Consider the following 26,352-nt stretch of genomic DNA (forward strand, 5'->3'; position numbering starts at 1 on the left):
CGGTCAGAAATCAACCGCCGCCTGCAGATACATTACGCGTGGCTCCCCTTCAATCACCCGCAAATTACCGGCACTGGACTCATAATATTCCTTGTTAAACAGGTTCTTAATATTGAGTTTCAGCTGTGCATGTTTACCAATCAGCGTATTGTCCCAGGCGACAAAAGCATCCGCCACGCTATAGTCCGGCATGGTAAAACTGTTCTCAGGATCGCCTGCGCGGGTACCGACATAACGGCCACCGCCGCCGAGGCGCAGTTCACCCGGTAGCCAGCTAAAACGCAGGGTATGGCTGAGGTAGAGGCTGGCCATATTGCGTGGCGCATTCACCAGACGGTTACCCACATTTTCGGGGTTAACATTATCTTCGGTGATTTCCGTTTTGTCGTAACTGTAGTTGGCGATGATATTCCAGTCTGGCGTCAGTTCGCCATTTAGCTCCAGCTCAACGCCGCTGGAACGAGCCTTCGGGATGCTGCGGGTCACGCCGTTAATAAAGATCGACATATCCGTTTCATCAATCTGGTACAGCGCCAGCGTTGCCGCCAGCGCCGGGCTGACCTGCCATTTACTGCCCACTTCCCAGGTAGTGCCCTTCTCGGTTGACGCCACATTGCCGTCATCATCCGTCTCGGTTGACGGCGTAAAGGATCGGCTGTAGCTGCCATACAGCGACAGGTCCGGCGTCACTTTATACACCAGCCCGGCCTGCGGTAAAAACGCATTGCCGCGATCATTCAGGGTGCTTTCCGGCGTAATAAAACCGTTGCTGGCGGTTTGCGTAAAGCGCTGGAAACGTCCGCCCAGCACCGCGATCCATTTGTCGTTCAGATGGATGCTGTCTTTGGCAAATACCGAGCGGCTGTAGAGATTGGTACGCAAATTACTCAGCGAATCGCGGTAAGTGCTGTCATCCAGCACCGGCTCTTCACCGTATACCGGATCGTACATATTAAAGGATTTCGACACCGTGCCGCGCCATGAACCGGCTTTATAGGTTTCGTTCTGCTCATAATCAGCGCCCAGCATCACATCATGCTGCATTCCGCCGATCAGCGGGCTGCCGCTGATATCCCATGAGGTATAGTGGGTCTGATGGTTAAAACCACGGTTGGCGTCCGCACGTCGTGAGACGATACCGGTGGTGGTATCAATTGCCGTGGCCCTGACTTCATTGCTGTCATAGCGACGCTGCATCCACGCGTAATTGACGTGCGTCTCCCAGGTATCATCCAGCATCAGGCTGTAGTTCACATTCAGCCGTTTATTTTTGCCCCAGGCGTGATTTGCGCTGTCATCCAGCCGCTGGTTATAGGCAATATCGACCGGTTTGCCGTCAATAAACGCCGTGCCGCGATCGTAAGGCACATCAAACTTATACTCGACATAGCCAATATTGAATGACGCCCGCTCGCCGTACCAGCTGAGCGAAGGCGCCAGTAACGTATGTTGATTAACGCCAAAATTGCGCCAGTAATCTTCGCGCTGACGCTCGGCCACCATACGAAACGCAAAGCCATTGCCTAACGGCCCCGTAACATCAATCATGCCGGATCCGCCGCCATAGCTGCTGCTTTGCCCGCTGATACGGGTATTCCACTGATATTGCGGTTTTTTACTCACCAGATTGATGACGCCGCCAGGATTAAGAATGCCATACATCAGCGATGCCGAGCCTTTCAGCACTTCCACCCGTTCGATGGAGGCGTCCATTGCCAGTCCCTGATTGCTGCGGATGCCATCGATAAAGATCGAACCATCGGTATTCGAGCCAAAACCACGTTTCACAAAACCATCCTCGGTGCCGCCCAGCGTATTACCCTGCGTCACGCCGCTGACAAATTTCACCGCATCATTGACGCTTCTGACCTGATAATCCTGCATTACCTGCGGCGTCACCACGCTGACTGATTGGGGCGTTTCGTTGCGCGGCGTAGCAATACGGCTGCCGGTGGTGGCTTCATCGCTAGCGTAGCTGCCTGCCGCCGCCGCATCAGGCGTGGCGGCAGTCACCGTCAGCGTCTGCTCAGCGGCAGACGCGCCAGCGGCGATCAGTAATGCGCTCAGCACGACGATTTTTTTCGTTTTAACCCCGGAAACCGCAAGATTACGGCATAAAAAATTACTGATAATCATTTAGTTAGCTTTATAAGCGGAGTGAGTGCCTGCATTATAAACGTAGTAAATGTAGTAATGAAAATTATAAGCATTCTCAATTACACACTGTTTTACAGCGATGCTAAAACGCCATCTGCAACCAGTGATATACTGAGCGGAAATCCGTATTAAGGAGCGAATATGAACGGTTTAACCGTCAATGAGGCACTGGATAAGCTGGAGTCGATGTACGATGCGGCAGTGAACGCCCTGCGCGATGCCATCACCGCCTATATTGAGGATGGCCGCCTGCCGGATGCCGCGCTGCGTGCAGGCGGGCTGTTTGTCTACCCGGAACTGCGCGTCAGCTGGCAGGGCAACGCCGCCGATCACCGTCTGTCACGTGCCTTTGGTCGCTTTACCCGTGCCGGTTGTTACACCACCACCATCACCCGTCCGGCGTTGTTTCGCGCTTATCTGCAACAGCAGCTGGAAATGCTGCACAGCGAATACCCGATTACGCTGGAGGTGCAGCCGTCCACGCAGGAGATCCCCTTCCCTTATGTAATCGATGGTTCCGGGCTGATGCTGGATCGCACCATGAGCGCCGGTATCGCCCAGCACTTCCCGACCACCGAACTGTCGCAGATTGGTGATGAAAATGCCGACGGCATCTTCCATCCGGGCGAAACTCTGCCGCTCTCCCATTTTGACGCGCTGCGCAGCGATTTCTCCCTTGCGCGCCTGAAGCACTACACTGGCACACCGGTGGAACATTTTCAGTCATGGGTGCTGTTTACCAATTACACCCGCTATGTCGATGAGTTTGTACGCTGGGCCTGTGAGCAGATTGCCGATGCCGGTTCGCCGTATCAGGCGCTCTCCTGCGCTGGCAGTATTGTGATTACCGCTGAGACCAGCAATCCGCAGCAGACCGTTTCCGATCTGGCGTGGAAAAATCATCAGATGCCCGCCTGGCATCTGATCGCCGCCGATGGCCAGGGTATTACACTGGTGAATATCGGCGTCGGCCCGTCCAATGCCAAAACCATCTGCGACCATCTGGCGGTATTGCGCCCGCACGCCTGGCTGATGATCGGCCACTGCGGCGGTCTGCGCGAAAGCCAGACGATTGGCGACTATGTGCTGGCGCATGCCTATCTGCGTGACGATCATGTGCTGGATGCGGTGCTGCCGCCGGATATTCCAATCCCGAGCATTGCCGAAGTGCAGCGTGCGCTGTTCGACGCCACCAAAATGGTCAGCAATATGCCAGGTGAAGAGGTTAAACAGCGGCTGCGTACCGGGACGGTGGCGACCACCGACGACCGTAACTGGGAGTTGCGTTATTCCGCGTCAGCGCTGAGATTTAACCAGAGTCGCGCCGTCGCGGTGGATATGGAGAGCGCCACCATTGCCGCGCAGGGTTATCGCTTCCGCGTACCTTACGGCACCCTGCTGTGTGTGTCGGATAAGCCACTGCATGGGGAAATTAAACTGCCTGGTCAGGCTAATCGCTTTTATGAAGGGGCGATCTCAGAGCATCTGCAGATCGGTATCTGCGCGATCGATCTGCTGCGCGCCGAGGGCGATCGCCTGCATTCGCGTAAGTTGCGCACCTTTAACGAGCCGCCGTTCCGTTAAGCGTAAAGGATTATGAGAACGTATTTAACGCCGCTGCAAATCATTGATACGGGCGGCGTTCTCGCCGCCCGTGCAGATACGGATTACCAGCTGTAGCTCACCGAAGCCACCATCGTACGACCACTGCCATAGAAGCAGGCGCTGTCGTTGCTGCAGGAGGAAACGTAGTGCTCGTCAGTCAGGTTATTGACATTAAATTGCAGGGTAGTGCCCTTCAGTGCCGATAAAGCCTCACCCAGTTCATACTTCGCCATCGCGTCATACAGGGTGTAGTGCGGCACCGTAACCCCACCAACCGAGTCCCCCCAGGCCACGCCGGTATAACGCACGCCACTGCCTAATGTCAGACCGTTCAGTACCCCGTCACGGAAGCGGTAACTGCCCCACGCTGATGCCGCATGACGCGGAATAGTCGATGGCGTATTACCCACCTGTCCGGCGATGCTGCTCTCTTTGGTCACCGCATCCGTGTAAGTGTATGCCGCCATCAGATTAATTTCCGGCGTCAGCTGGCTGTGGATCTCCGTCTCCACCCCTTTGGACTGCACTTTGCCAATCTGCTCGTTATAGCCCAGCGTACTGTTGTACTGGGTAATATTTTTCTGTGTAATATCAAACGCCGAGACGGTAATCATCGTCTCGCTGCCCGGCGGCTGATACTTCACGCCTACTTCAGTCTGCTCACCGGTGGTCGGCTTAAATGGATTGCTGCCTGGCGCGCCGCTGTTCAGGTTCGGCTCAAACGAGGTGCTGTAACTGATATAGGGTGAAACACCATTAGCAAACGCATACAGCAGTCCGGCGCGACCGGTAAACTTATTGTCATTTTGCTGGGAATGCGTATCGGAGGTGCGATCAAGGGTGCGGACTTCCGCCCAGTCATTGCGGCCTGACAGCAGCAGATTCCAGTTATGCCACTCCAGCTGGTCCTGCAAATACACGCCAACCTGATCGAGCTTCTTACGGGTATCGGTAGAGAGGCTCATGCTGCTTTCGTCAACGCTGATGCGGCTCGGGTTTGACCAGTTCAGATTGTACTCATCACCGCGCACCAGCCACATCTGGTTATCAACATCACTCCACTTATAATCCAGCCCGCCCAGCACGGTGTGTGTGACCTCTCCGGTGTCAAACAGTGCCTTCAGCTGGTTATCAATCCCCAGCTCTTCTGATTCGATTTTATCGTGTTGCGGACGGCGACCAATTACCCCTGGCGAACCGGCAACATCGCTGGTGTAGACCAGATATTTATATGACTCGCTCATGTTGCTGTAGCGGAAGTTCTGCGTAAACGACACGCCGTCGTTAAGGTTATGTTCGAAGATATAACCCACGGAGGTCTGTTCGCGCTTCGCTTCGTGATAGCTGGTGTCGCTGACATTAAAGTCATAAGGAATGGTATTGCCGTTTACCGGCACCACGGTTCCGGCATACGGCAGAAAGTTACGGTAGCCCGCTTCCGGCTCATTGGTGTAGCTGGTTAACAGCGTGATGCTGGTGTCTTCGTTCGGTAACCAGGTCAGCGCCGGGGCAATCGCCATCCGTTGCTGTTTTTCATTCTTAACAAATTCATGTTTAGTGCTGGCGATGCCGTTCAGCCGGTAAAACAGGCTGTAGTCATCATTCAGCGCACCACCGAAATCAAACGCTGCCTCAGCCAGGTGCTGATTACCGCTGCTGAATTTGACTTTATGCATGCTTTCCGCCGTCGGACGCTTGCTGGTCATATTGATCAGCCCGCCGGGGTTAACCTGGCCATACAGCACCGATGCCGGACCGTGCACCATTTCCACCCGCTCCAGCAACCAGGGATCCACCTGCCCGGCTGCGCCGCCCTGCCCTGACAAGCCATAGCTCAGGCCATCAAGGAACTTAGGAGCATAACGGAAACCACGGCTGATCACTTCATCGTTACGGTTGGAGTTGCCACGGTAATTGGTCATCACACCGCTGGTGTAACTTAACGCATCGGAAACTGAAGGCGCCGCCTGATCGTCCATCTGCTGGCGGGTGATTACCGAAATCGCCTGCGGGGTTTTGCGCAGCGGCGTGGCGGTTTTGGTGCCAGACGCACTCTCTTTTGCCACACTGCCTTTTAGCGGAGAAGTGACACTCTCCCGCGCTGCGGCAGTGACGGTTAACGTCTCTTCGCCTGCCGCCGTCGCATGGGCAAACGGCGCCATCATCAGCGCTGAAGCCAGTATCAGGTGCCTGCGCGCGCTGTCCGCCCGCACGGCGCAGCATGCTGCTTGCTGTTTTTTTATACACTTAAACATTTTTTTATAATCCCTGTAGGTACTGAATGCATATCATCAGACGGCATTAGCCACTTCTCCTCCCGCTTGTGACGATAACCCCTTGCCATACAGGGAAAATATCGCGTCCAGCGGAATGCCAGGCATGCTATTGCAAACACAAATGCTTCTCAATAACATTCGTATTAGTATTTCTTAAGCGAGGTTTTGACAACAAAGTGTTAGTCTCTGTCGCGAAAAGTAACGAAGGACAAGTCGATGATAAAGCGAACAAACCTGATGCCAGCCCTGCAACCGGCCGGTACGCTGACACAACTGCTGGCCGCCGCCAATGTCGGCCAGCCAGACTGGTGGCGACAACTGGCGGAGATCGGCACACCGCTGGTTGAACAGCAGGCGGGAGGTGACGTCAGGATGAGTTATTTCTGGCGTGACAGCGGCGGCAACCAACAGCAGTCGAAAACGGTGCAGGTCTATATTGATGTCGATGGCGTCACCGATCACCACAGCCAGCAACCACCAGCTATGCAGCGCGTAGCGGACACTGATGTCTGGTACTGGTCAACGGCTATCGATCCGCGCTGGCGCGGCAGCTACAGTCTGATTCCGGTGGATGCCAGTCAGCTGCCGCCCGATTTTAGTCAGGATGCCGACACGGCGCGCCAGCAACAGCGCCAGTGGTGGATATCGCTGTTCCCGCTGGCGATCGCCGATCCGCTGAATCCGCTGCGCCCTCATTTCACCAGCCGCCGCAAAGCGCTCTCCGCCGCCCATATGCCGGAAGCGCCGGTGCAACAGGGCTGGCAGAAATTTGACAGCGGCGCTGATATCGCGGCCGACGCTACACGCCTGCACCGTTTTCACTGGCAGAGTGGCTTACTCGGTAATCAGCGCCCGATCTGGCTGTATACCAGTGGGGAAAGCGCACTGCCAGCGCAACGGCCGCTGATTATAGTGCTTGATGGCCAGAACTGGGCGCAGAATATCCCAATCTATGCCGCTATTGACCAGCAAACCGCCGCCGGTCTGCTGCCTGCCGCCTGCTGGTTATTTATTGATGTGATTGATATGGCGCACCGCGGGCAGGAATTGCCCTGCAATCCGCATTTCTGGAAGGCAGTGCAGCAGGAGCTGTTGCCGCTAAGCCGACGCGTCACCCCTTTCAGCGACGATGCGCAGCGCACGGTGGTCAGCGGTCAGAGCTACGGTGGTCTTGCCGCACTGTATGCCGGACTGCACTGGCCGCAGCGCTTTGGCCGTATTCTCAGTCAGTCGGGATCATTCTGGTGGCCGGATGTGAACATTATGCGTCATCCTGACACTGACAATAGCGGCTGGCTGACAAAGCAGGTGGCGCGGCGTCAGCAGTCGGCGGCGACACTGAAGATTTTTATGGAATCCGGCAGTAACGAAGAAGATATTGGCTTTGTGAATCAGCAGATGCTGAGCGCGTTACAGGAGGCCGGGATACAGGTGGCTTACCGCGAATATATCGGCGGTCACGACCCGCTCTGCTGGCGGGGTGGCCTGATTGACGGCGTGCAGGCGCTGCTGAAAGATACGCTGTAACCGCCCTTCCGTCCGGCGCTTAACGCGCCGGTGCCGGATGGAAACGACCGCAGGGAACAATCAGCGGCGTATGCGATACCGGGTCATCAATAATCACGCTGGTCATGCCAAACACCTGCTGCACCAGCTGCGCGCTGATAATCTCCGCAGGTTTGCCCTGCGCCACAATCTGCCCGCTGTGCATCACAATCAGGTTATCGGCATAGCGGCAGGCCTGATTCAGATCGTGCAGCACCGCAATCAGCGTATGGCCCGACTGCTGATTAAGCTGACGAAACAGATCCAGCAGCTCAATCTGGTGCGCAATATCCAGCCAGGTGGTCGGTTCATCCAGTAACAGCAGCGGCGTCTGTTGCGCCAGCACCATTGCCACCCATACCCGCTGACGCTGACCACCCGACAGCTCATCCACACTGCGTGCGGCAAGATCGCTGACATGTGTGGCGGCCATCGCCGCATCTACTGCCTGACGATCGGCTTCACTCCACTGCTTTAACAGACTCTGATGCGGATAGCGGCCACGCGCCACCAGCTCCGCCACGCTAATTCCCTCCGGCACAATGGCATGTTGCGGCAGCAGTCCCAGCTGGCGCGCCAGCGCTTTGGTGCCCAGCTGATGAATATCTTTACCGTCCAGCAGCACCTGGCCCGCACGCGGCTTTAACAACCGACAGAGCGCACGCAGCAGCGTCGATTTGCCGCAGGCGTTAGGGCCGATAATCACGCTAAACTGCCGGTCAGGCACTGTAACGTTTAGCTCACGGGCAATCACTTTTTGCTCATAAGCCAGCGTCAGCGCGGCAGCCTGTAAACGATGGTTAAGGTTACTATTGGTCATTTGCGACGGGACTCACGGATCAGCAGCCAAATCAGATACAGCCCGCCGATACTGACAGTCACTGCGCCAACCGGCAGCTGCACGCCGTTGAAGCTGTGTTGTGCCGTCAGATCAGCGGCCAGAAGTAATAGTGCCCCGCTGGTCGCCGCCGAAAACAGCGGCACGGAGCTGGCGCGCGTCAGACGGCGCGCAATTTGCGGTGCTGCGAGGGCGATAAACGAGATCGGTCCGGCGCTGGCGGTGGCCACGGCGGTGAGGATAATACCGAACAGCATCAGCCACAGACGGCTGGCTTCAGCATTCACCCCCAGCGCACGCGCGCTGTCATCGCCCATCTCCATCAGTTGCAGTCGTTTTCCCAGCAGCAATATGGCGATAATGGTCAGCGGCATGCACAGCAGCGCTGGTTGCCCTTTCGCCCAGGTCATACCGTTTAGCGAACCTGCGCCCCACAGCGCGGCGCTCATCGCGCTCTCCAGCGAACCGGTGATAATCAGCCAGCTGTTAAACGCTGACAGCAGCGCCGCGACCCCCAGCCCGACAATGATCAGGCGAAAACCGGCAATGCCATCGCGCCACGCCAGCAGCCACACCAGTGCGGCGGCGGCGATACCACCAATCAGCGCGCCGCTGGCGATCTGATAATAGCTACCGTTAAGCAGGATAATGGTTACCAGCACCCCGGTGTAGGCGCCGGTATTAAAGCCGACGACGTCCGGACTGCCCAGCGGGTTGCGGATCACCGACTGAAACACTGCGCCACTGACACCGAGGCCTGCGCCCAGCACCAGCGCCAGCACAATACGCGGCGCACGCCACTGGCTGACTACCGTGATCACTGCCGGTTCGCCGCTGCCCTGCAAGGCACGCCATACCTGTAACGGCGTCAGGCTCAGGGTGCCATAACACAGGGCAAACAGCGCCAGCAGCAGTGCCAGCAACAGTAACAGGCCGTTGGTCAGCATCACACGCAATGAAATGCGACCATTGAGCATGCCACCGGGATCACCCAGCAGCACGGTTCTGGCTACCACTCTGCTCTCCTTAATATTTACGTTGCCGTACCAGCCAAATCAGCACCGGCGCGCCGATAAAGGCGGTGACAATCGATACCCGCAGTTCACCCGCCACCAGCAGGCGGCCAGTGATATCGGCGGTCAGCAGCAGCAGCGGCGCCAGCAGAAAAGAGGCGAGCAGAATCCAGCGCTGATCTGAACCAAACCACCAGCGCGCGACATGCGGGATCATCAGGCCAACAAACGCAATCGGCCCGACTAATGCGGTGGTGGAACCACACAGCATCATCACCGCCACTACCGCCAGCAGACGCACCAGCAGCACTCGCGTACCCAATGCCGCCGCCATCTCTTCCCCCATGCTCAGGCTGTTGAGCGCGCGCGCCGACACCAGCGCCAGCAGACAGCCAGCGAGTATAGCCGGGGCGACAAAACAAAGATTGCGCAGGGAACGGATATCGAGCGTACCCGCCTGCCAGATACGCATCTGGTCAAACGTTTGCGGATTCAGCAGCGCCAGCGAAGAGGTCATGCCGGTGAGTACCGCGCTTAGCGCCACCCCCGCCAGCGTCAGACGCACAGGATTAACCCTGCCGCCACCCAGTGAGCCAATCAGCCATACCGCAATACTGGCCAGCAGCGCGCCGCCCCAGGCAAAGCCCAGCCATCCGGCCATGCCGCTGACGCCAAACAGGCTGATACCGATAGCAATGGCAAAGCTGGCGCCGGCATTGACGCCTAAAATGCCCGGGTCGGCCAGCGGATTACGGGTTAACGCCTGAATCACCGCGCCCGCACCGCCGAGCGCCACACCGGCGAGGATCCCGGCAAGGGTGCGCGGCAGACGTGCATCGACAATAATTACGCTGTCGCCATTTTGCAGCTGTCCGCTCAGGCTATGCCAGACATCCGCCGGGCTGATGGTTTTCGCTCCCAGCAGCATACTGGCGCCACTGCACAGCAGCAGTAACAGCAACAGCATGCCGAGCAGGCTGAGCTGACGTTGCGTACTGTATTGCGTCATGGTCTGGACGTCGCAAAATGCTGCTCAATACTGTTGAGCATATTGCTGGCGCTGTAGTAATCGAGGCGGAAAGTATCCGGCCCCATCGCATACACCCGTTGCTGCTGCACGGCGTCGAGATGGGTCAGAAAAGGATTGGCGCTGACGCGTTTCACCGTCTGCGCATCGGCGGAGAACAGCAGCAGCGTATCGCCATTAACACCGGAAGCCATATTCTCCCCGGATAACTGGATAATATCATTGCGCTTACCCATACTGGTTTGCGCATCAATATTGCCTGGCAGCGTGGCCAGCGTAAAGCCGAGTTCGCTTAACAGCTGTCCCTGCGCCGAGGCGGGGGTCCAGAGGTTAACGCCACGTCCGTCTTCATAGTAGACCAGCGCCGATACCGGCTGCGGTGGCAGCGTAATGGCCTGCTTCACCGCCGCTACCCGCTGCGCAAAACCGTCAATCCGGCGACGTGCATCGGCTTCATGACCAGTGACAGCGCCCAGCTCGGTCGCCAGCTGTTGCCAGCTTTTATTGCCGTAATCAATCACCAGCGTCGGCGCGACAGCCGACAGCTGATCATAAAGTTTCAGTGCCGAATCGCCACCGGTAGCAGCAATCACAATCAAATCCGGCGCTTCAGCAGCGATCGCTTCCGCATTCGGCTCGGTGATATAGAGGGGTTTCACATGACGCGCTTTGGCCTGCGCGCCCCACTGGGTAAAGAAGCCCTGCTCATCCGCCACGCTGCTGTTGCGGCTGGTGGCGCCGGAAGCGATCACCGGCGCATCAATCGCCAGTAAAGTACCGGTCAGCGTCACGCTGGTAGAAACAATCCGCTGCGGCGCGTGATCCAGCGTCAGCGGCCCTTTTGCCGTCTTCAGCGTGCGTGGCCAGTCGCCCTGCTGTGCGCCCGGCGGGCTTGCCACTGGCTGATCGCTCTGATTATTGTCACAGCCCGTCAAAATCAGGGCCAGCGGAAACACAAGCAGCGCAACCCATTGCGATGCGCGTTTTGACAGCAAATTTTTCATTTATTAACGAATTTAATGTAAATGAGTATTATTATCATAGCGCTAATCCTGTTGAATTTAAACCTGTTTACGCCCGGCCGTTACAGTGGATAAAGCGCGTCTGTCAGTAAAAAAGGACTTTTTGTGCGGTGCCAGATAAATAAATTGATTATTGTTCAGCCCTTAACCATCCTTGCTTTACTCCCCCCGTTTTCTGATGTTGCCGGAACTCACTTGCAAAAGCTGTACACCAAACTGCTGCACGCCATTCAGGGCACCGCCTGGTATCCTAAACGGCGATCCTGGTATGTTCTGCTGCGGCGTGAAATTACTCCGCTCGCGGTGCCGATCTTCTTCGAGAATATGTGTGTACTGCTGATGGGGGTGCTGAGCACCTTTCTGGTCAGTCGTTTAGGTAAAGAGGCGATGGCGGCGGTCGGACTGGCCGAAAGCTTTAGCATGGTGATTATCGCCTTTTTTGCCGCCGTTGACCTCGGCACCACGGTGGTGGTGGCGTTCAGTCTGGGCAAGCGTAATCGCAAGCGCGCGCGCGCCGCGACCCGTCAGTCGCTGGTGCTGATGACGCTGGCCTCAGTGCTGCTGGCGCTGGTAATTGAATTTTGCGGTTCAGCGATTATTGATGTGATTGCTGGCGCTGCCGAACCACAAGTGAAAGAGTTAGCGCTGATCTATCTGCGCATTACGGTCTGGAGCTATCCGGCGGCGGCTATTGCCTTAATTGGCTGCGGCGCACTGCGTGGCGCGGGCAATACCAAAATGCCGATGCTGATCAACGGCGGCATGAATATCCTCAATATTATTATCAGTAGCGTATTAATTTACGGCTGTTTCTCCTGGGACGGACTGGGTTTTATTGGTGCGGGCATTGGCCTGACGCTGTCGCGCTATATCGGCGCTGCGGCGGTGATTTATGTGCTGATGATCGGCTTTAATCCGGCGCTGAAGATCACCCTGAAAAGCTACTTTACGCGTATGAACGGCTCGATTCTGATGGAGGTGCTAAGCATTGGTCTGCCCGCCAGTATTGAATCGGTGCTGTTTAACGGCGGCAAGCTGCTGACGCAGGTGTTTGTCGCAGGCATGGGCACCAATGTCATTGCCGGTAACTTTATCGCCTTCTCGATTGCCTCACTGATTAACCTGCCGGGCAACTCGCTGGGATCGGCGTCGACCATTATTGTCGGCACCCGGCTCGGCAAACAGCAGATCGGTCAGGCGGAGCGTCAGCTGAAACATATCTTCTGGTTATCGACTCTCGGCCTGTGCTGCCTGGCGCTGATTTCGGTGCCGCTGGCGGGCGTGCTGGCCTCGTTTTACTCCAGCGAACAGGATGTGATTGATGTGGTTAAAGTGCTGGTGTGGCTCAATGCCGCCTTTATGCCGATCTGGGCCGCCTCATGGGTGCTGCCTGCCGGGCTGAAAGGCGCGCGCGATGCGCGTTACACCATGTGGGTATCGATGCTGAGTATGTGGGGTTGCCGGATTGTGGTGGGCTATACCCTCGGCATCGTGCTCGACTTTGGCGTCGTCGGTATCTGGCTCGGCATGTTCTTTGACTGGATTGTACGCGGCATCTGTTTCTACTGGCGGATGGCCAGTGGTCGCTGGTTATGGAAATATCCGCGGGTGCGGTCGCAGGAGTAACCTTCAGCCGCGCGGGTTAACGCCACGCGCGGCAATTCTGCGGCGAATGCCGAAAAATCCACGCGCCACCCGCGACCCGTCTCACAGTTTTATCGCCTGCCCCGCACGCAGATTATCGGCTCAGATACACTGCTTTTTAACCTGTCTGCAACCTGTGAGGTCGCTGCGATGAAACCCGCCATTCTGGTGGTTGACGACGATAAAGCCATCTGCGAGCTGCTTAACGATGTGCTGAGTGAACATGGTTTTACCCTCTACAGCTGCCATTGCGGCGCGGATGCGCTGGACTTACTGGCGTGCCATCGCGAGATCGCGCTGGTGATGCTGGATATGATTTTACCGGATACCAATGGCCTGCTGGTGCTGCAGCAGATGCAGCGCACACGTCCCGATCTGCTGGTCATTATGCTGACCGGCATGGGGTCGGAGTCAGATATCGTGGTCGGTCTGGAGATGGGCGCAGACGACTATATCGCCAAACCATTTAACCCACGGGTGGTGGTGGCGCGCGCCAAAGCGGTGTTACGCCGTAGCGGTTTCTTATCGGTGGAGAATCCATATACCAGCTGGCGTGGCTGGCAGTTTAATGGCTGGCGGCTGGATGAAAATCGCTGCGTGTTGCTGAATCCACAGCGTGAAGAGGTGGTGCTGACGCAGGGCGAATATACGCTGTTGCTGGCGATGATCAGTCATGCGCGCAAAGTGCTGACGCGCGATCAGCTGCTTGAACTGACCCACAGTGAAACCCTCGATGTATTTGACCGCACCATTGATGTACTGATTATGCGGCTGCGGCGCAAAATTGAAATCAACCCGCACCAGCCGACGCTGATCCGCACCATTCGCGGACTGGGTTATGTGTTTTCCGCTGATGCGGTGCGCCCGGACGCAGCGCTGATTAACAGTCGTATTGCCTGATCCCTTCGGTTTTATTATCCGGCCGTGGCGCTGTGTGGCGCGAGTTATGCCACCGTCTCCGGTGGCAGGACAGGTGATAGGTTCAGTGATCTTCGGTATACTGTATGCCGCAATGGGCGCAGCCATAGCACTGACGATATTTGCGCTGCTCTCCGCGCTGATGATGTGTTTTGTCCCGCCGGAAATCCATGGCAAATAAAAGGCATGAATTGAAAATATTCATTAAGCCAGGTTAACATTCAGGCTTAATCTGAAGGATTGGTCCACATCAAGGAAGGATAGCAGCCATGACATTTGCCACGTTCCCTCAAAAAATTTTTGCAACTCGTCGCAATTTTAATGATTACGGCGCTGACGATATGAGATATGGAGACATCACTGAGGAGAGGTTGAAACGAGAGTTTAACCTAAGCAACATCTCAAATTTAGTTGATCCCTATACATTGACTCGTTTAACACCATTCAACAATCCACAGTCAAGATTCTCGGGAGTCTATGGAAGCAAAAAAGGGGAATCTGTAAGCGTTCAGGAATGCGCCAGATTGCTATTTACTGAAATGCAGGTAACCTCACTTCCCTACGCTTTCTATGGATCTTACAGACACTTAATCAACAAAATGCTTACTCACCTGCAAAAATCGACCGGCAACCCTTTCAGAGATATGCAACTGGATAATGCTTATAAAAAACAGATAATTAATGATAGCTCAAAAAACAGCTCGCGAGTTGCAATCATAGATGCAATTAATAAATTTATTGACTATTCAGGGAAAGGATATCCGGCGAGTAAAATTAATGCATTAACAAATGCAATCGGTGATACTGCTTTACCAAAATTTAACTCTTTAATTCTGGATAATATTAATGGTCTAGGTATCACCATCCATGATGTTCATGCTACACAGATATATTTACAAAGTTTGGAAGTAAACGAAAATCATTGGCGAGCAAAAAATAAAATACATCGGTCAGGACCATTTTGGATTAGATACTGAAGATATCAGAAAAAACAAGTTTAAGCAGTTTCAGTTTTTCAGGATCTGGTTTATATTACAAATATTCAATAGGTTTGAATTTAAGCCATTTTTCACTAATATGGAAGCCACTATTGATATTGAAGGCGCTAACCAATGAATAAATTAATTAAAGCATTACTCGCATTAGCTATTTTAGGTTTTGCTTTATATCTATACATGGATAACAGAAAAGTAAATATTGTTGACGCCCATCACAACCAATATACGGCTGAGATACTGGTTAATACCCTTCCTGTATCAGATTCGGCCAGTATTCAATGGTGGCAGAAGAACCAATCAGAGATCTACGCTAAGTATAATATTTCAACAGCAGAGAGCGGCGGACCATACTCTGTAACCATTTATAAATTTGGCGAAGGCTATAAAGAAGAAGGCAATGAGGATAGGTTATGTTTTGATGATATACCTGCGCAAAAAAAATGCATTGATAAAAAAATTATCATGCGGGTGGTATATTTGCGAAACGGCAATACAAAATTTAGTTTTGAAAATGCTGTATATATCCTTAAAGCCGATGGTGAAATTAGCAAATCTGCTCATAACTAAAACCATTTTTTGTGGCTGGTCAGCGGTGGCCCAAGGGGCGTGGGCGTGCAGGTATTTGCCGCGCCCGTAAACCAAAGCTAATAAACAATTTATGGCAGATAGCGCCCGTATTCATTACACAGTAACCAGCGCGGCGCTTCGTCATCTTCCACCGGATTAAAGCGCGCTATCGGCGACAGAAAAAAGTTATCGTGTTCGTCATCGTTAATCATCGATACCTCCCCTACCAGCACATCACCCAGCCCGGCCTCACTCCAGAAACTGTGACAGATGCCAGGCGGCAGTGTGACGCTCTCACCGGGCGATAAACGGATCTGCGTCCCGGCGGCATGGGTCTGACGGAAACCGTCAATCACCACCGTTACCGGGGTATTCGCCAGCGCCTCGCCGTCACGGTTATACAGCTCAACAATCAGGTTGCCGCCCGCGCGATTAATAATGTCTTCACGTTTGCGCCAGTGGAAATGCAGCGGCGTCACCTGCGCTTCACGGCAGTGCATCATCTTTTCGGCATAGCATTTGGCATAGGGTGCGCCGTCAGGCGAACCGTTACGCAGGGTAAACAGCGTCAGCCCCTGCTGCTGAAAATCGTCACTGCCGAAAGAGGTAACATCCCAGCCCAGCTTCAGATCAAACACCTCCCGACACTCCTCACGCGCCCGTTGCCGCCACTGCGCCAGCGAGAACTCAGCCCAGCGCGGCAGATGCACATCCTGACGGGCAAAAAATTCGTGGGTTTGCTGCAAAATCGCATTGACCTCAGAGCGCTTCATCAGCTTATCTCCTGTTGAATCAGGCAGGCAGCGATTGCGCTGCCTGCCACGGAGGCGCTTATTTCACCGTCCAGCCTTTATATTCGCCGATATTGTTACGGTCGATGGTTTTCACCGGGATCAACACCGTCTCTTTCGGCGCAGGTTTGCCCTGCAAAATGTCATAGCCAATCTCCACCGCCCGTGCCGCCATCACCTGCGGATCCTGCGCCGGGGTGGCGACAAACAGTGAGTTTTTACGTTTCAGCGCTTCTTCACCATCTGGCGAACCGTCAACGCCGACGATAAAGAACTCGCTGCGCTGCGCCTGTTTGGCGGCCAAATCCGCGCCGATGGCGGTCGGATCATTGATGGCAAATACCGCGTCAAGTTTTGGATGGGCCGAAAGCAACGAGGTCATCACTTCCAGCCCGCCTTCACGGCTGCCTTTGGCGTTCTGATTAGAAGAGAGCACTTTGATATCCGGATGCTTTTTAAACTCGCGCATACAGCCGGATACCCGGTCCTGAATCGAAGAGACCGGCGGACCGTTGATAATCACCACATCGCCCTTATTCTTCAGGCGTTCAGCGATATACTGGCAAGCCTGGCTACCGGCCTGGGTATTATCGGAGGTCACCGCGGCATCGGCGCCATCGGCGGTCACGTCAACCGCCACCACCACAATCCCGGCATCACGCGCGCGCTTTACCGCAGGCGCAATCCCTTTCGAATCGGCAGCGCCAAGGATAATCATATCCACCTTCGCGGCGATAAAGTTATCAATCTGCCCCACCTGCTGACCAAGGTCATAGCCGCTGGAGACCAGTGTGACATTTACATTGTCACCCGCCAGCTCCCGCGCCTTCATCTCAGCGCCTTTCGCTATCTGTACAAAAAACGGGTTGGCCAAATCCCCCACGGTCACGCCAATGGTTTTCAGTGGCTTTGCCTGCGCCAGTGGCGCGGCCACCAGCATGGTGGCGGTCAGCAGCCCGGTGATAATCGGATTTAAACGCATGGACCTTCTCCTGTATCGGTTGTCGCCAACAGCAGAATGGCGTGTCAGTTATGTCGGGAAATCCTCAGTTCGCCTGGTGATGGCGGGTGCGATATTTATCAATCAACACAGCAATAATGATCACCGCACCTTTGATCACCAGCTGCCAGAAATAGGAGACGCCCATCAGCGTCATACCGTTGTTGAGGGTGGCGATAATCAGCGCGCCAATTAACGTTCCGGTGATGGTGCCGATACCGCCAACAAAACTGGTGCCGCCGAGGATCACCGCCGCAATCGCATCCAGCTCATAGCCGACGCCCAGATTGCCGTTGGCGCTATACAGCCGTGAAGCGCTCATCAGCCCGGCCAGCCCGGAGAGCAGTCCGCTGGCGGCATAGACAAACAGCAGCACGGCGCCCACCTTAATCCCGGTCAGACGCGCCGCCTGAATATTGCCGCCCACCGCGTAGATATGAACGCCCAGCGTGGTGCGGCGCAGGATAAACCAGCAGATGGCGATCACCGCAAAAGCGATCACAATCAGCCAGGGGATCGGGCCGAGATAGCCATTGCCGATCCACTCAAAATTAATACTGGAGTTAATCACCGTGGTGCCATCCGCCAGCAGATAGGCAGCGCCGCGCATCGCGGTGTAGGTGCCAAGGGTGACAATAAACGGTGGTAGTCCGGCCCAGGCGACTAACACGCCGTTAAACAGTCCCATTAGCAGTCCGGAAAACAGCGCCGCCGGAATGGTCAGATTCGCCAGCGCCGGATCGAGCGACGTGACCATCGCCACCACCGCAGTTGCGCCGAGCATTGAGCCTACCGACAAGTCGATACCGCCGGTCAGAATGATAAAGGTCATCCCCGCCGCCAGCACAATATTGATTGAAGCCTGACGCGTAATATTCAGCAGATTCGATTCGGTAAAGAAGTTGGGCGTCGCAAAGCCAAACACCACCACGATCAGGATCAGAATCGGCAGAATACCGATGGTTTGCATCATGTCAGCCATCAGTACGCGCTTCAGCACCGGGGTTTTGCTGCGTGCAGGGACAGAGTTAGTCATGGATGGCTCCTCAGACGTTAACCGGTTGCGGAAGATCAACGCCGGTTGCCAGCGTCATAATATTCTCCTGGGTAATGCTGTCGCGTTGCAGCTCTCCAGCGATCGCCCCTTCACGCATCACATAAACCCGGTCACTCATGCCGACCACTTCCGGCAGTTCGCTGGAAATCATCAGGATCGCCACCCCCTGCTGCGCCATGCGGTTCATCATGCGGTAGATCTCGCTTTTGGCGCCGACATCAACGCCGCGTGTTGGCTCATCCAGCAGCAGAATGCGCGGACCAATCGCCACCCAGCGCGACACCAGCAGCTTCTGCTGATTACCGCCGGAGAGTCCGCCAGCCCGCACCTGCGCATGCGGAACGCGGATATTAAGCGAGTGGATGGCGTCACCAGAGATTTGCTGCCCTTTGCGTCGATCCAGCAGGCCGTAATGGGCATCGCGTTCAATGGTGGCCATGACGATATTTTCATGGGCGGCAAGCTCCAGAAACAGCCCCTGCTCTTTACGGTTTTCCGGCAGATAGCCGATGCCAAGGGCAATCGCTTCACGCGGCGAGGAGATATGCACCGGCTGCTGATCGACCGCCACCGTGCCGTTAGTGGCTTTGTGTACGCCGAATATCAGCTGCGCCAGCTCGGAGCGTCCGGCTCCCACCAGTCCGGCGAGGGCGACAATCTCCCCGGCGCGCACTTCAAGGCTACAGGGATGGATTTTGCCGCCGTCAGTCAGACCATCCACCGTCAGCCGCGGCGCGCCATCGCTAATCGACGGCTCTTTGTTAAACAGATCGCTGAGCGGACGACCCACCATCATGCGCACCAGTTCGCTGGCATTCAGATTGTCACGCGTCAGACTGCCGACATACTGACCATCGCGCAGTACGCTGACGCGATCGGAAAGCTGATACACCTCGGCCATACGGTGACTGATATAGATAATCGCCATCCCTTCGGCGCGCAGCCGTTTAATCAGCGCAAACAGCTGTTCGGTTTCACGCGACGACAGCGCCGCCGTCGGCTCATCCATGACTAAAATCCGGCTGTTACGGTGTAAGGCGCGGGCAATCTCCACCTGCTGCTGTTCAGCGATACTCAGCCTGAACACCCGGTCAGTTGCCGAAAAACGGGCATGCAGACGGTCAATCACCTTTTGCGCTTCCTGCGCCATCTGCCGCCGTTTCACCAGCCCGTAGCGCTGGATTTCACTGCCAAGAAAGATGTTTTCAGCCACCGTCAGATTAGGCGCCAGATTCATCTCCTGGTAGATCAGCGTAATACCGGCTTCCAGCGCATCCTTTGGCCCTTTAATCATTTTCGGCTGACCATCAATCAGAATCTCTCCGCTGCTGGCGCTGTAAGCACCGGCCAGAATCTTCATTAAGGTGCTCTTACCGGCGCCATTCTCGCCCATTAAGGCATGCACTTCGCCCGGCCAGACCGTCAGACTGACATCTTTTAATGCCCAGAACTGACCAAAGCGGCGCGAGATATTTTTCATTTCCAGAATTGCTGTCGCTGCCATGCCATGCATCCTGTTCGCCGGATCATGGCAGCAGTAAAACAGGATTAAATAAATGGAAAATGTCAGCGCTCATTCATCTTTGTCATAGTGTTAAACCCCGCCACTTTTATACTCGCCGCACAGTCTCAGCGATGTTGCGGAGCCACTCTATGTCCACTGAAACGGTTTACCCCCGACGACTGGCGGGCGCACGTGGCCGTCTGCTGATATTTAATCTGCTGGTGGTGGCGGTTACGCTGATGGTCAGTGCGGTGGCGATTATTGGTTTTAACCATGCGGGCGCCATTCAGGAACAGGCGCAGGCGCAAACCCTTGATGATATGACCGGCAGTCTGGCGCTGGCGCGCGATACGGCGAGTGTCGCCACCTCGGCGGCGCGCCTGTCGCAGGTGGTGGGCGCGCTGGAATATCAGAGTGAAGCAGCGCGATTACGGCAAACTCAGCAGGCGCTGCAACAGTCGCTGCTGCGCATCGCCGCCGCGCCGCTGGCCAGCCGCGAACCGCAGCTGGTTAGTCGTATCTCACAGCGCAGCCTGACCCTCGAACAGAGCGTCAGCAGACTGCTTACCCGCGGCCATCAGCGCCATCTGCAACGCAATATGATGTTAAGCGGCCTGTATCAGGCCCAGCTGCAGCTGCACCATATCAACGACATTATGCGGCGAGACCGGCTCACTCAGCCGCCGCTGCCGCTACGTCAGCAGATCGATCGACTGATTACTGTCGCCACCCTGACACCGTCACCGTTACCGGCGATTCAGCAGTGGCGGCAGGTAATGCTGCAATGGCCGCAGCACAGCAGCAATACTCTGCTGAACGATAAAATACAGCGACTGCTGGCGACCGGGCGTTCCCTGCCGCCGCTGGCGCAGCAGCTGGCCGACAGCGATCTGGCGATTGCTTACCACACCTACCAAATCAAAGCGCTGGTGGCGATGCTTAATGAGGATATCACGCTGTATGTCGGCAAAGTGGCGCAGGAAACCACGCTGCGTACCGCCGCCACTCATCATGAACTGAATCTGATTATTCTGTTTATCACCCTGTTTGCCCTGCTGTCACTGGTGATCACCGGCTTTGCCGGATTCTATATCTACCGAAATCTTGGCTCGAATCTGACGGCGATTGCCAGCGCCATGACCCGGCTGGCGCAGGGACAGCGCGACGTCAGCGTTCCGGCGCTGCAACGGCGTGATGAGCTGGGCGACCTGGCGCGCGCCTTTAGCGTATTTGCGCGTAATACCGCCTCGCTGGAACACACTTCACGGCTGTTAAAAGAAAAAAGTAATCAGCTGGAGTCGACTTTTCTGGCGATGCGCGACGGTTTTGCGCTGTTCGATGGCAGCGGGCATCTGGTGGTGTGGAACTCGCAGTATCCGCTGCTGCTCGGGCTGGCGGCGCAGCAGCTGCATCGCGGGCAGCACTATCAGCAACTGCTGCGGCAACTCGCTCCGCAGTCAGCGCTTAATCTCAGCCACGACCTGCCGGAGCCGCAGGAGCTGCGGCTGCATGATGGCCGGGTGATCGAACTGCGCTTCAGCCCGGTGCCGCATCGCGGGATGGTCAATACGGTGCTGGAACGCACCGAACGCAAGGCGCTGGAGGAAGCGCTGGTGCACAGCCAGAAGATGAAAGCGGTCGGTCAGCTTACCGGCGGCCTTGCCCATGATTTTAACAATCTGCTGGCAGTGATTATTGGCAGCCTGGAATTAATCGATCGCGCCAGTGTTGATGCGCAGAGCGCTCAGCGCATCAGCCGCGCACTAAAAGCCGCCGAACGCGCCGCCCAGCTGACCCAGCGCCTGCTGGCGTTTTCGCGCAAACAGGCGCTGCATCCGCAGGCGGTGCAGGTCGCCAGTCTGGCGGAAAATCTGCAAGAGCTAATGAGTCATTCGCTATCTCCCGGCCAGACGCTGGCGATTGAGGCGCAGCAGCCGGGCTGGCTGGCATGGATTGATGCCGGTCAGCTGGAGAACGCGCTAATCAATCTGGTGGTCAATGCCCGCGACGCGCTGGGCGAGAGTGACGGTGAGATTAAAATACGCATTTATAATCAGCGGGTTGAAATCAGCCCGCAGGAAAAAAGTGACCGCGTCACGATTGAGGTTATCGACCACGGGTGCGGTATGTCCGAGGAGGTCCGCGCACAGGTTTTTGAACCCTTTTTCACCACCAAAGCGCCTGGCAGCGGCAGCGGTCTGGGGCTGTCAATGGTATACGGTTTTGTACGTCAGTCTGGCGGCGGCATTCAGCTGGAGACTGCCCCGGGTCAGGGCACGCTGGTTCGTTTGCAGCTGCCGCGCGCACCGGCGCAACTGCAACCCGCCAGCCGCACACCAGAGCCAGAGCAGGCCGGACAGCATGACCGTCTGGTGCTGGTGCTGGACGATGAAGCAGACGTACGCCAGACACTGTGTGACCAGCTGCATCAGCTGGGCTATCTGACGCTGGAGTGCACCACCGGCGACCAGGCGCTGACCCTGTTGCAGCGAACTGCGGATATCAGCATGCTGGTCAGCGATCTGATGTTGCCAGGCGGATTAAATGGCGCCGAAGTGATTCGCCAGGCACAGAGCGCTAATCCGGCGCTGGCTACCCTGCTGGTCAGCGGTCAGGATCTGCGGCAGCAGCAGCAAGGCGCGCTACCGCTGTGCGAACGGCTGGCGAAGCCCTACAGTCAGTCGCAGCTGGCGCAGGCGATGCGTCGGGCATGGCAGCGCAGTCTGACGGCGAGTCGCCTGCCGCTGCCAGCCGATCACCCGTAATTTTAAGGCTGATACAACGGAATCGCTTTACCAGTAATATAGCGACGACGCAGACGGGTGGAAATCGCATCCATAATCATCACAATTACCACCATAATCAGGGTGATAAACATCACCACATCCCAGTTCCATAGCCGCATATTCTCGGCGTATACCAGACCGATGCCTCCGGCGCCGACAAATCCCAGCACCGCTGCCGAACGGGTATTGGATTCAATTTGATACAGGCTCAGCGCAAGAAACGTTGGAAAGGACTGGGTAAAAATACCATAGCGATGTTTCTGCAGGCTGTTAGCGCCAACCGCATTCAGACCACGACCCGGCGAGCGTTCTACCGCTTCATGCCCTTCGGCATACAGCTTGCCCAGCAGCCCAATATCCTGCATCACTATCGCCAGCACCCCGGCCAGCGGCCCCATGCCCACCGCACGGACAAAAATCAGTCCCCAGATCGCCATATCAATGCCACGCAGAATATCCAGCAAACGCCGCACCAGCAGCGCCAGCGGACGCAGACCGCGGCTGGCCATCACATTGCGCGCGGCAAGAAATGATAGCGGTAACGCCAGCACGGTGGCGGTTAAGGTGCCGACAAATACAATCGCCAGCGTAATCGCGATCTGCGACAGGTAGTAGCCAAACGGCCAGCTGGCAAAATCGTGCCAGACAAACATGCGCAAGAAATAGCGGCTAATCTGCTGGCAGCCATTCACCCACTGCGCCCACGGAATACCAAACATCTGAAAGAACCCGAGGTAGAACAGCGCCACCGCCAGGGCCAGCAGCAGAATACGCCGCAGATAGCGACGCTGCAGGTTAAACAGCGGCGCGTGTTGCTGCCGGATTTGCGCCAGATCCCGTTCAGTATGCAATGTAATCATGCAGCTTGTCCCTCAACCACCCAGCGGCGTAAACGTCCGGAGAAAGTATCCAGCAATGACACCACCACAATAATCAGCAGCAGGGTCATACTCACCTGGTCATAGCGATCCAGCTTGATATTGGTCATCAGCTCCTGACCAATGCCCCCGGCCCCCACCAGCCCTAAAATGGTCGACTGGCGGAAATTCACTTCCATGCGCATAAAGCTGTAGGAGAGGAAAATCGGTTTTACCTGTGGCCAGAAGGCAAAGCGCATCCGCTGTATCTTCGTCGCGCCGCCAGCCGCAAGGCCGCGCACCGGCTTATCGGAGGCGGATTCAATCGCCTCATAGAACAGTTTGGTCAGACTGCCGATTGAGTGCAGCGCCAGCGCCAGAAATCCCGGAATAGCGCCAATACCAAACGCCATCACAAACATCACCGCCCATGCCAGTTCCGGCATGGTGCGTAAAAAAGCCACCACCGTGCGGATCGCCAGCCGCAGCGCCGCCGGGCTTTGCGTATTGCTGGCGGCAAAAAAGGCCAGTATTGTCGCTACCATCACCGACATCAGCGTGGCGGCCAGCGCCAGTTGCAGCGTCTCCCAAATCAGCGGCAGCTGAATATGCAGACGATAGCCCCAGTAAGCGAAAGAACCTTCGGTATGACCATCAGCAAATAACAGTGACCAGTGCAGCACCGGGATCGTTTCATGCAGGTAGTCAAAGAAATGCGGCAGGGAGACCCAGACGGTATGCAGATTGAATTCCGCTACCTGACCCGCTCCCAGATAGAGCAGCACCAGCAACAGCGACCAGAGGATTGTGTCACGCTTCTGGCGGCCTTTTATCTGCTGGTAATAGCGTTCAAAGTCGTTATGCATAAATATCCATACAGACAGAGGCCCGCCCTGGCAGGCGGGCCACGGGGTTTAGCGGTCGCCTTTGGTCAGCTCACGTTTCATATCAATAATCTGCTGGTAATCCGCGACCGTCGCCGGGCCGATATGCTGCTTGCCACCCACCGCTTTCACGAAGCAGCTGTGGTTTTCTGTATCCAGCTTCTTAATCGCCGCGATCACTTTCTGCTTAAAGTCCGCCGGTAATTTATTGCTGACCAGCACCGGTCCGTTCGGGATCAACGGTGACTGCCAGATAATGCGGATCTGCTTCATCAGGTCCGGATGGTCCATACGGATCATGCGGGTGAACGCGCCGCTGGTATAGCCGGTGTTGTAGTCGCCAATCATTGAAGCCCAGGTTACGGCGCCTTCAAACTGGCCGTTTAACACGCCAAGCACGTCCTGCTCATGACCACCGGAGAAGGTGACGCTGCTAAAGGTGTTGTTGTATTTGTTATCGCTGCTGCCGCCAAACATCTGCTTAAAGGTCTGGTTCGGGATCAGGAAGCCGGAAGTGGAATCCGGATCCGCAAAACCAAAGGATTTGCCTTTCAGATCTTCCAGTTTTTGGTACGGACTGTCCGCTTTCACCACTACCACCGAGTGGTAGCCGCGCGACTGGTCGGTATCATCAACCACGATCCCCACCACATCGACCGCTTTCGGGTCCTTGATATACACCGACGCAAAAGAGGATGGCGACATACTCAGCACCATATCGATTTTACCGCCGAGCAGTCCCTGGATTACCCCTGAGTAGTCTGACGAGTTACGCAGTCTGGTATCGACGCTGAGTTCTTTATCGAAGAAATCTTTTACGCACTGGTTATCACCGATCTGCTGCGTGGCGTTCTGACCGCCCAGAATACCGAGGTTTAATTCTTTCGGTGCATCCGCTGCCACCGCGCTGAAAGTGATCGCTGCGCCGGTTAAGAGTGTTGCAAGACCCATGGTTTTTTTCATTGCTGTCGCCATTAGTTAAGTTGACTGATTTCATCGCCATACAGCGTATGGAGAAGTGCTTCATTAAGCTGCGCGGGATGGCCATCAAACACGATGCGGCCATGTGCAATGCCAATTGCCCGCGTGCAGTACTCTTTCACCAGCTCGACCGAATGCAGGTTGACCATCACGCTGATGCCGTTATCACTGACCTGACGCAGAACATCCATAATGCGTCGGGTGTTTTTCGGATCGAGTGACGCCACCGGCTCATCAGCCAGCAAGATTTTGGGGTTTTGCATCAGTGCGCGGCAGATGGCCACGCGCTGCATCTGCCCGCCGGAGAGATTTTCCGCGCGCTGTAACGCCTGCGGCAGCATATTCAGCCACTGCAGTAAGGCGATGGCGCGGGCGCGGTCTTCGTCGGGGAAAATTTTGAAAAAGGATTTCAGCGTTGAGATCTGACTGAGACGCCCCAGCAGCACGTTGGTCAGCACATCAAGGCGCGGCACCAGACAGAAGTCCTGGAAGATCATGCCGCATTCGCTACGCCACTGACGCAGCTGACGGCTGCTTAGCTTAACGATATCCTGCTGATCGCCCTGCTGGCGGTAATTGACAATCGACCCTTCGCTGGCGGGCAGCGTGCCGTTCAGCACATGCAGCAGGGTCGATTTACCCGCGCCGGAACGGCCCACCACCGCCACCAGTTCACCGGCATGCAGATCAAAATTGATATCCTGCAACACCGGTTGCCGGGCGGAATACGATTTGCCTAATCCCCGCACGGCGAGGACCTTTTGCTGCCGTACCGGCTGCAAGCGCACCTCAGTTTCAGGAGCGGATTTCAATAGTGCCTGTGCCATATTTTTATCCGTGTCTGGTCAGTGGGTTCATGGATTTGCACGCTTATTAAGGGCA

General features: G+C 55.8%; 23 protein-coding genes. 9 read left to right on the forward strand and 14 right to left on the reverse strand.

Annotated elements, in window-relative coordinates:
- Positions 1-3 precede the first annotated feature (3 nt).
- Complete coding sequence (locus J2125_RS02390; protein WP_017802709.1) at positions 4-2,136, reverse strand: TonB-dependent siderophore receptor; 2,133 nt, start codon at positions 2,134-2,136, stop codon at positions 4-6.
- A gap of 162 nt (positions 2,137-2,298) precedes the next feature.
- Here J2125_RS02390 and J2125_RS02395 point away from each other — a divergent pair, with 162 nt between their 5' ends.
- Positions 2,299-3,741, forward strand: coding sequence for an AMP nucleosidase (locus tag J2125_RS02395; protein WP_017802710.1), 1,443 nt, complete (start codon positions 2,299-2,301; stop codon positions 3,739-3,741).
- Positions 3,742-3,824: 83 nt separating this feature from the next.
- Here J2125_RS02395 and J2125_RS02400 read toward each other — a convergent pair whose 3' ends face one another.
- Positions 3,825-6,017: a TonB-dependent siderophore receptor gene (locus J2125_RS02400; protein ID WP_017802711.1), complete on the reverse strand. Its 2,193-nt coding sequence runs from the start codon at positions 6,015-6,017 to the stop codon at positions 3,825-3,827.
- Between the two features lie 237 nt (positions 6,018-6,254).
- On the opposite strand from J2125_RS02400, the gene fes reads away from it, so the two are divergent.
- Entirely contained in the window at positions 6,255-7,565 is a 1,311-nt protein-coding gene (gene fes / locus J2125_RS02405) for an enterochelin esterase (RefSeq protein ID WP_241764028.1), read from the forward strand.
- A 19-nt stretch (positions 7,566-7,584) separates the two neighbouring features.
- Here fes and J2125_RS02410 read toward each other — a convergent pair whose 3' ends face one another.
- Genes J2125_RS02410 through fepB form a run of 4 tightly spaced genes read right to left on the reverse strand, consistent with a single transcriptional unit; the run spans position 7,585 to position 11,465 of the window.
- A complete protein-coding gene (locus tag J2125_RS02410) occupies positions 7,585-8,403 on the reverse strand; it encodes an ABC transporter ATP-binding protein (protein WP_017802713.1) in 819 nt (272 codons plus the stop codon).
- The gene (fepG, locus tag J2125_RS02415) at positions 8,400-9,437 is read right to left on the reverse strand and encodes an iron-enterobactin ABC transporter permease (protein ID WP_017802714.1); all 1,038 of its coding nucleotides are present in this window, start codon (positions 9,435-9,437) and stop codon (positions 8,400-8,402) included. The genes J2125_RS02410 and fepG overlap by 4 nt, the downstream gene beginning before the upstream one ends.
- Positions 9,438-9,447: 10 nt before the next feature.
- Entirely contained in the window at positions 9,448-10,443 is a 996-nt protein-coding gene (fepD, locus tag J2125_RS02420; RefSeq protein ID WP_017802715.1) for a Fe(3+)-siderophore ABC transporter permease, read from the reverse strand.
- Positions 10,440-11,465 (reverse strand): Fe2+-enterobactin ABC transporter substrate-binding protein, encoded by a 1,026-nt coding sequence (fepB, locus tag J2125_RS02425; protein WP_017802716.1) that lies wholly within the window; start codon positions 11,463-11,465, stop codon positions 10,440-10,442. Before fepB ends, fepD begins: the two co-directional genes overlap by 4 nt.
- A gap of 213 nt (positions 11,466-11,678) precedes the next feature.
- Between fepB and J2125_RS02430 the strand changes: the two genes are divergently transcribed.
- The 6 genes from J2125_RS02430 to J2125_RS02450 all read left to right on the forward strand — a co-directional run bounded on the left by J2125_RS02430 (position 11,679) and on the right by J2125_RS02450 (position 15,610).
- Positions 11,679-13,109 carry an EmmdR/YeeO family multidrug/toxin efflux MATE transporter gene (locus tag J2125_RS02430; RefSeq protein ID WP_017802717.1) on the forward strand — a complete coding sequence of 477 codons (1,431 nt, stop codon included), beginning with the start codon at positions 11,679-11,681 and terminating at the stop codon, positions 13,107-13,109.
- Between the two features lie 168 nt (positions 13,110-13,277).
- Positions 13,278-14,027, forward strand: a complete 750-nt coding sequence (locus tag J2125_RS02435; protein ID WP_017802718.1) for a response regulator — start codon at positions 13,278-13,280, stop codon at positions 14,025-14,027.
- 46 nt (positions 14,028-14,073) lie between these two features.
- A complete protein-coding gene (locus tag J2125_RS02440; protein WP_017802719.1) occupies positions 14,074-14,226 on the forward strand; it encodes a hypothetical protein in 153 nt (50 codons plus the stop codon).
- A gap of 88 nt (positions 14,227-14,314) precedes the next feature.
- Positions 14,315-15,022, forward strand: coding sequence for a DUF3289 family protein (locus J2125_RS02445; protein ID WP_338063270.1), 708 nt, complete (start codon positions 14,315-14,317; stop codon positions 15,020-15,022).
- 4 nt (positions 15,023-15,026) lie between these two features.
- Positions 15,027-15,161 carry a DUF3289 family protein gene (locus J2125_RS25175; RefSeq protein WP_338063272.1) on the forward strand — a complete coding sequence of 45 codons (135 nt, stop codon included), beginning with the start codon at positions 15,027-15,029 and terminating at the stop codon, positions 15,159-15,161.
- A complete protein-coding gene (locus tag J2125_RS02450; RefSeq protein WP_017802720.1) occupies positions 15,158-15,610 on the forward strand; it encodes a DUF943 family protein in 453 nt (150 codons plus the stop codon). The genes J2125_RS25175 and J2125_RS02450 overlap by 4 nt, the downstream gene beginning before the upstream one ends.
- Before the next feature lie 89 nt (positions 15,611-15,699).
- On the opposite strand, the gene J2125_RS02455 is transcribed toward J2125_RS02450, so the two are convergent.
- From J2125_RS02455 to J2125_RS02470, 4 genes are all read right to left on the reverse strand, one after another.
- The gene (locus J2125_RS02455; RefSeq protein WP_017802721.1) at positions 15,700-16,383 is read right to left on the reverse strand and encodes a D-lyxose/D-mannose isomerase; all 684 of its coding nucleotides are present in this window, start codon (positions 16,381-16,383) and stop codon (positions 15,700-15,702) included.
- A 58-nt stretch (positions 16,384-16,441) separates the two neighbouring features.
- Positions 16,442-17,383, reverse strand: a complete 942-nt coding sequence (locus J2125_RS02460; RefSeq protein WP_017802722.1) for an ABC transporter substrate-binding protein — start codon at positions 17,381-17,383, stop codon at positions 16,442-16,444.
- A 64-nt stretch (positions 17,384-17,447) separates the two neighbouring features.
- Positions 17,448-18,437 carry an ABC transporter permease subunit gene (locus J2125_RS02465; RefSeq protein ID WP_017802723.1) on the reverse strand — a complete coding sequence of 330 codons (990 nt, stop codon included), beginning with the start codon at positions 18,435-18,437 and terminating at the stop codon, positions 17,448-17,450.
- Positions 18,438-18,447: 10 nt separating this feature from the next.
- Entirely contained in the window at positions 18,448-19,962 is a 1,515-nt protein-coding gene (locus J2125_RS02470; protein ID WP_017802724.1) for a sugar ABC transporter ATP-binding protein, read from the reverse strand.
- 149 nt (positions 19,963-20,111) lie between these two features.
- Here J2125_RS02470 and J2125_RS02475 point away from each other — a divergent pair, with 149 nt between their 5' ends.
- Positions 20,112-22,727: an ATP-binding protein gene (locus J2125_RS02475; RefSeq protein WP_017802725.1), complete on the forward strand. Its 2,616-nt coding sequence runs from the start codon at positions 20,112-20,114 to the stop codon at positions 22,725-22,727.
- A gap of 2 nt (positions 22,728-22,729) precedes the next feature.
- Here J2125_RS02475 and phnE (J2125_RS02480) read toward each other — a convergent pair whose 3' ends face one another.
- The 4 genes from phnE (J2125_RS02480) to phnC are packed head-to-tail and all read right to left on the reverse strand — an operon-like array spanning position 22,730 to position 26,297.
- Positions 22,730-23,608 carry a phosphonate ABC transporter, permease protein PhnE gene (gene phnE, locus J2125_RS02480; RefSeq protein ID WP_017802726.1) on the reverse strand — a complete coding sequence of 293 codons (879 nt, stop codon included), beginning with the start codon at positions 23,606-23,608 and terminating at the stop codon, positions 22,730-22,732.
- Entirely contained in the window at positions 23,605-24,471 is an 867-nt protein-coding gene (phnE, locus tag J2125_RS02485; RefSeq protein WP_017802727.1) for a phosphonate ABC transporter, permease protein PhnE, read from the reverse strand. Before phnE (J2125_RS02485) ends, phnE (J2125_RS02480) begins: the two co-directional genes overlap by 4 nt.
- Positions 24,472-24,519: 48 nt before the next feature.
- Positions 24,520-25,452 (reverse strand): phosphonate ABC transporter substrate-binding protein, encoded by a 933-nt coding sequence (gene phnD / locus J2125_RS02490; RefSeq protein ID WP_017802728.1) that lies wholly within the window; start codon positions 25,450-25,452, stop codon positions 24,520-24,522.
- Positions 25,453-25,463: 11 nt separating this feature from the next.
- Positions 25,464-26,297, reverse strand: coding sequence for a phosphonate ABC transporter ATP-binding protein (gene phnC / locus J2125_RS02495; protein WP_017802729.1), 834 nt, complete (start codon positions 26,295-26,297; stop codon positions 25,464-25,466).
- Positions 26,298-26,352 lie beyond the last annotated feature (55 nt).

It is taken from the genome of Winslowiella toletana (assembly GCF_017875465.1).
Taxonomy (GTDB): Bacteria; Pseudomonadota; Gammaproteobacteria; order Enterobacterales; family Enterobacteriaceae; genus Erwinia; species Erwinia toletana.

Coding starts and splice junctions, on each gene's coding strand:
- fepB (WP_017802716.1), bottom strand. CDS start 11,465: ATGAAAAATTTGCTGTCAAAACGCGCATCGCAATGGGTTGCGCTGCTT.
- J2125_RS02460 (WP_017802722.1), bottom strand. CDS start 17,383: ATGCGTTTAAATCCGATTATCACCGGGCTGCTGACCGCCACCATGCTG.
- J2125_RS02470 (WP_017802724.1), bottom strand. CDS start 19,962: ATGGCAGCGACAGCAATTCTGGAAATGAAAAATATCTCGCGCCGCTTT.
- J2125_RS02465 (WP_017802723.1), bottom strand. CDS start 18,437: ATGACTAACTCTGTCCCTGCACGCAGCAAAACCCCGGTGCTGAAGCGC.
- J2125_RS02435 (WP_017802718.1), top strand. CDS start 13,278: ATGAAACCCGCCATTCTGGTGGTTGACGACGATAAAGCCATCTGCGAG.
- J2125_RS02390 (WP_017802709.1), bottom strand. CDS start 2,136: ATGATTATCAGTAATTTTTTATGCCGTAATCTTGCGGTTTCCGGGGTT.
- phnD (WP_017802728.1), bottom strand. CDS start 25,452: ATGAAAAAAACCATGGGTCTTGCAACACTCTTAACCGGCGCAGCGATC.
- J2125_RS02445 (WP_338063270.1), top strand. CDS start 14,315: ATGACATTTGCCACGTTCCCTCAAAAAATTTTTGCAACTCGTCGCAAT.
- J2125_RS02400 (WP_017802711.1), bottom strand. CDS start 6,017: ATGTTTAAGTGTATAAAAAAACAGCAAGCAGCATGCTGCGCCGTGCGG.
- phnE (WP_017802727.1), bottom strand. CDS start 24,471: ATGCATAACGACTTTGAACGCTATTACCAGCAGATAAAAGGCCGCCAG.
- J2125_RS02410 (WP_017802713.1), bottom strand. CDS start 8,403: ATGACCAATAGTAACCTTAACCATCGTTTACAGGCTGCCGCGCTGACG.
- fepD (WP_017802715.1), bottom strand. CDS start 10,443: ATGACGCAATACAGTACGCAACGTCAGCTCAGCCTGCTCGGCATGCTG.
- phnE (WP_017802726.1), bottom strand. CDS start 23,608: ATGATTACATTGCATACTGAACGGGATCTGGCGCAAATCCGGCAGCAA.
- J2125_RS02475 (WP_017802725.1), top strand. CDS start 20,112: ATGTCCACTGAAACGGTTTACCCCCGACGACTGGCGGGCGCACGTGGC.
- J2125_RS02440 (WP_017802719.1), top strand. CDS start 14,074: ATGCCACCGTCTCCGGTGGCAGGACAGGTGATAGGTTCAGTGATCTTC.
- J2125_RS02455 (WP_017802721.1), bottom strand. CDS start 16,383: ATGAAGCGCTCTGAGGTCAATGCGATTTTGCAGCAAACCCACGAATTT.
- fes (WP_241764028.1), top strand. CDS start 6,255: ATGATAAAGCGAACAAACCTGATGCCAGCCCTGCAACCGGCCGGTACG.
- phnC (WP_017802729.1), bottom strand. CDS start 26,297: ATGGCACAGGCACTATTGAAATCCGCTCCTGAAACTGAGGTGCGCTTG.
- J2125_RS02395 (WP_017802710.1), top strand. CDS start 2,299: ATGAACGGTTTAACCGTCAATGAGGCACTGGATAAGCTGGAGTCGATG.
- J2125_RS02450 (WP_017802720.1), top strand. CDS start 15,158: ATGAATAAATTAATTAAAGCATTACTCGCATTAGCTATTTTAGGTTTT.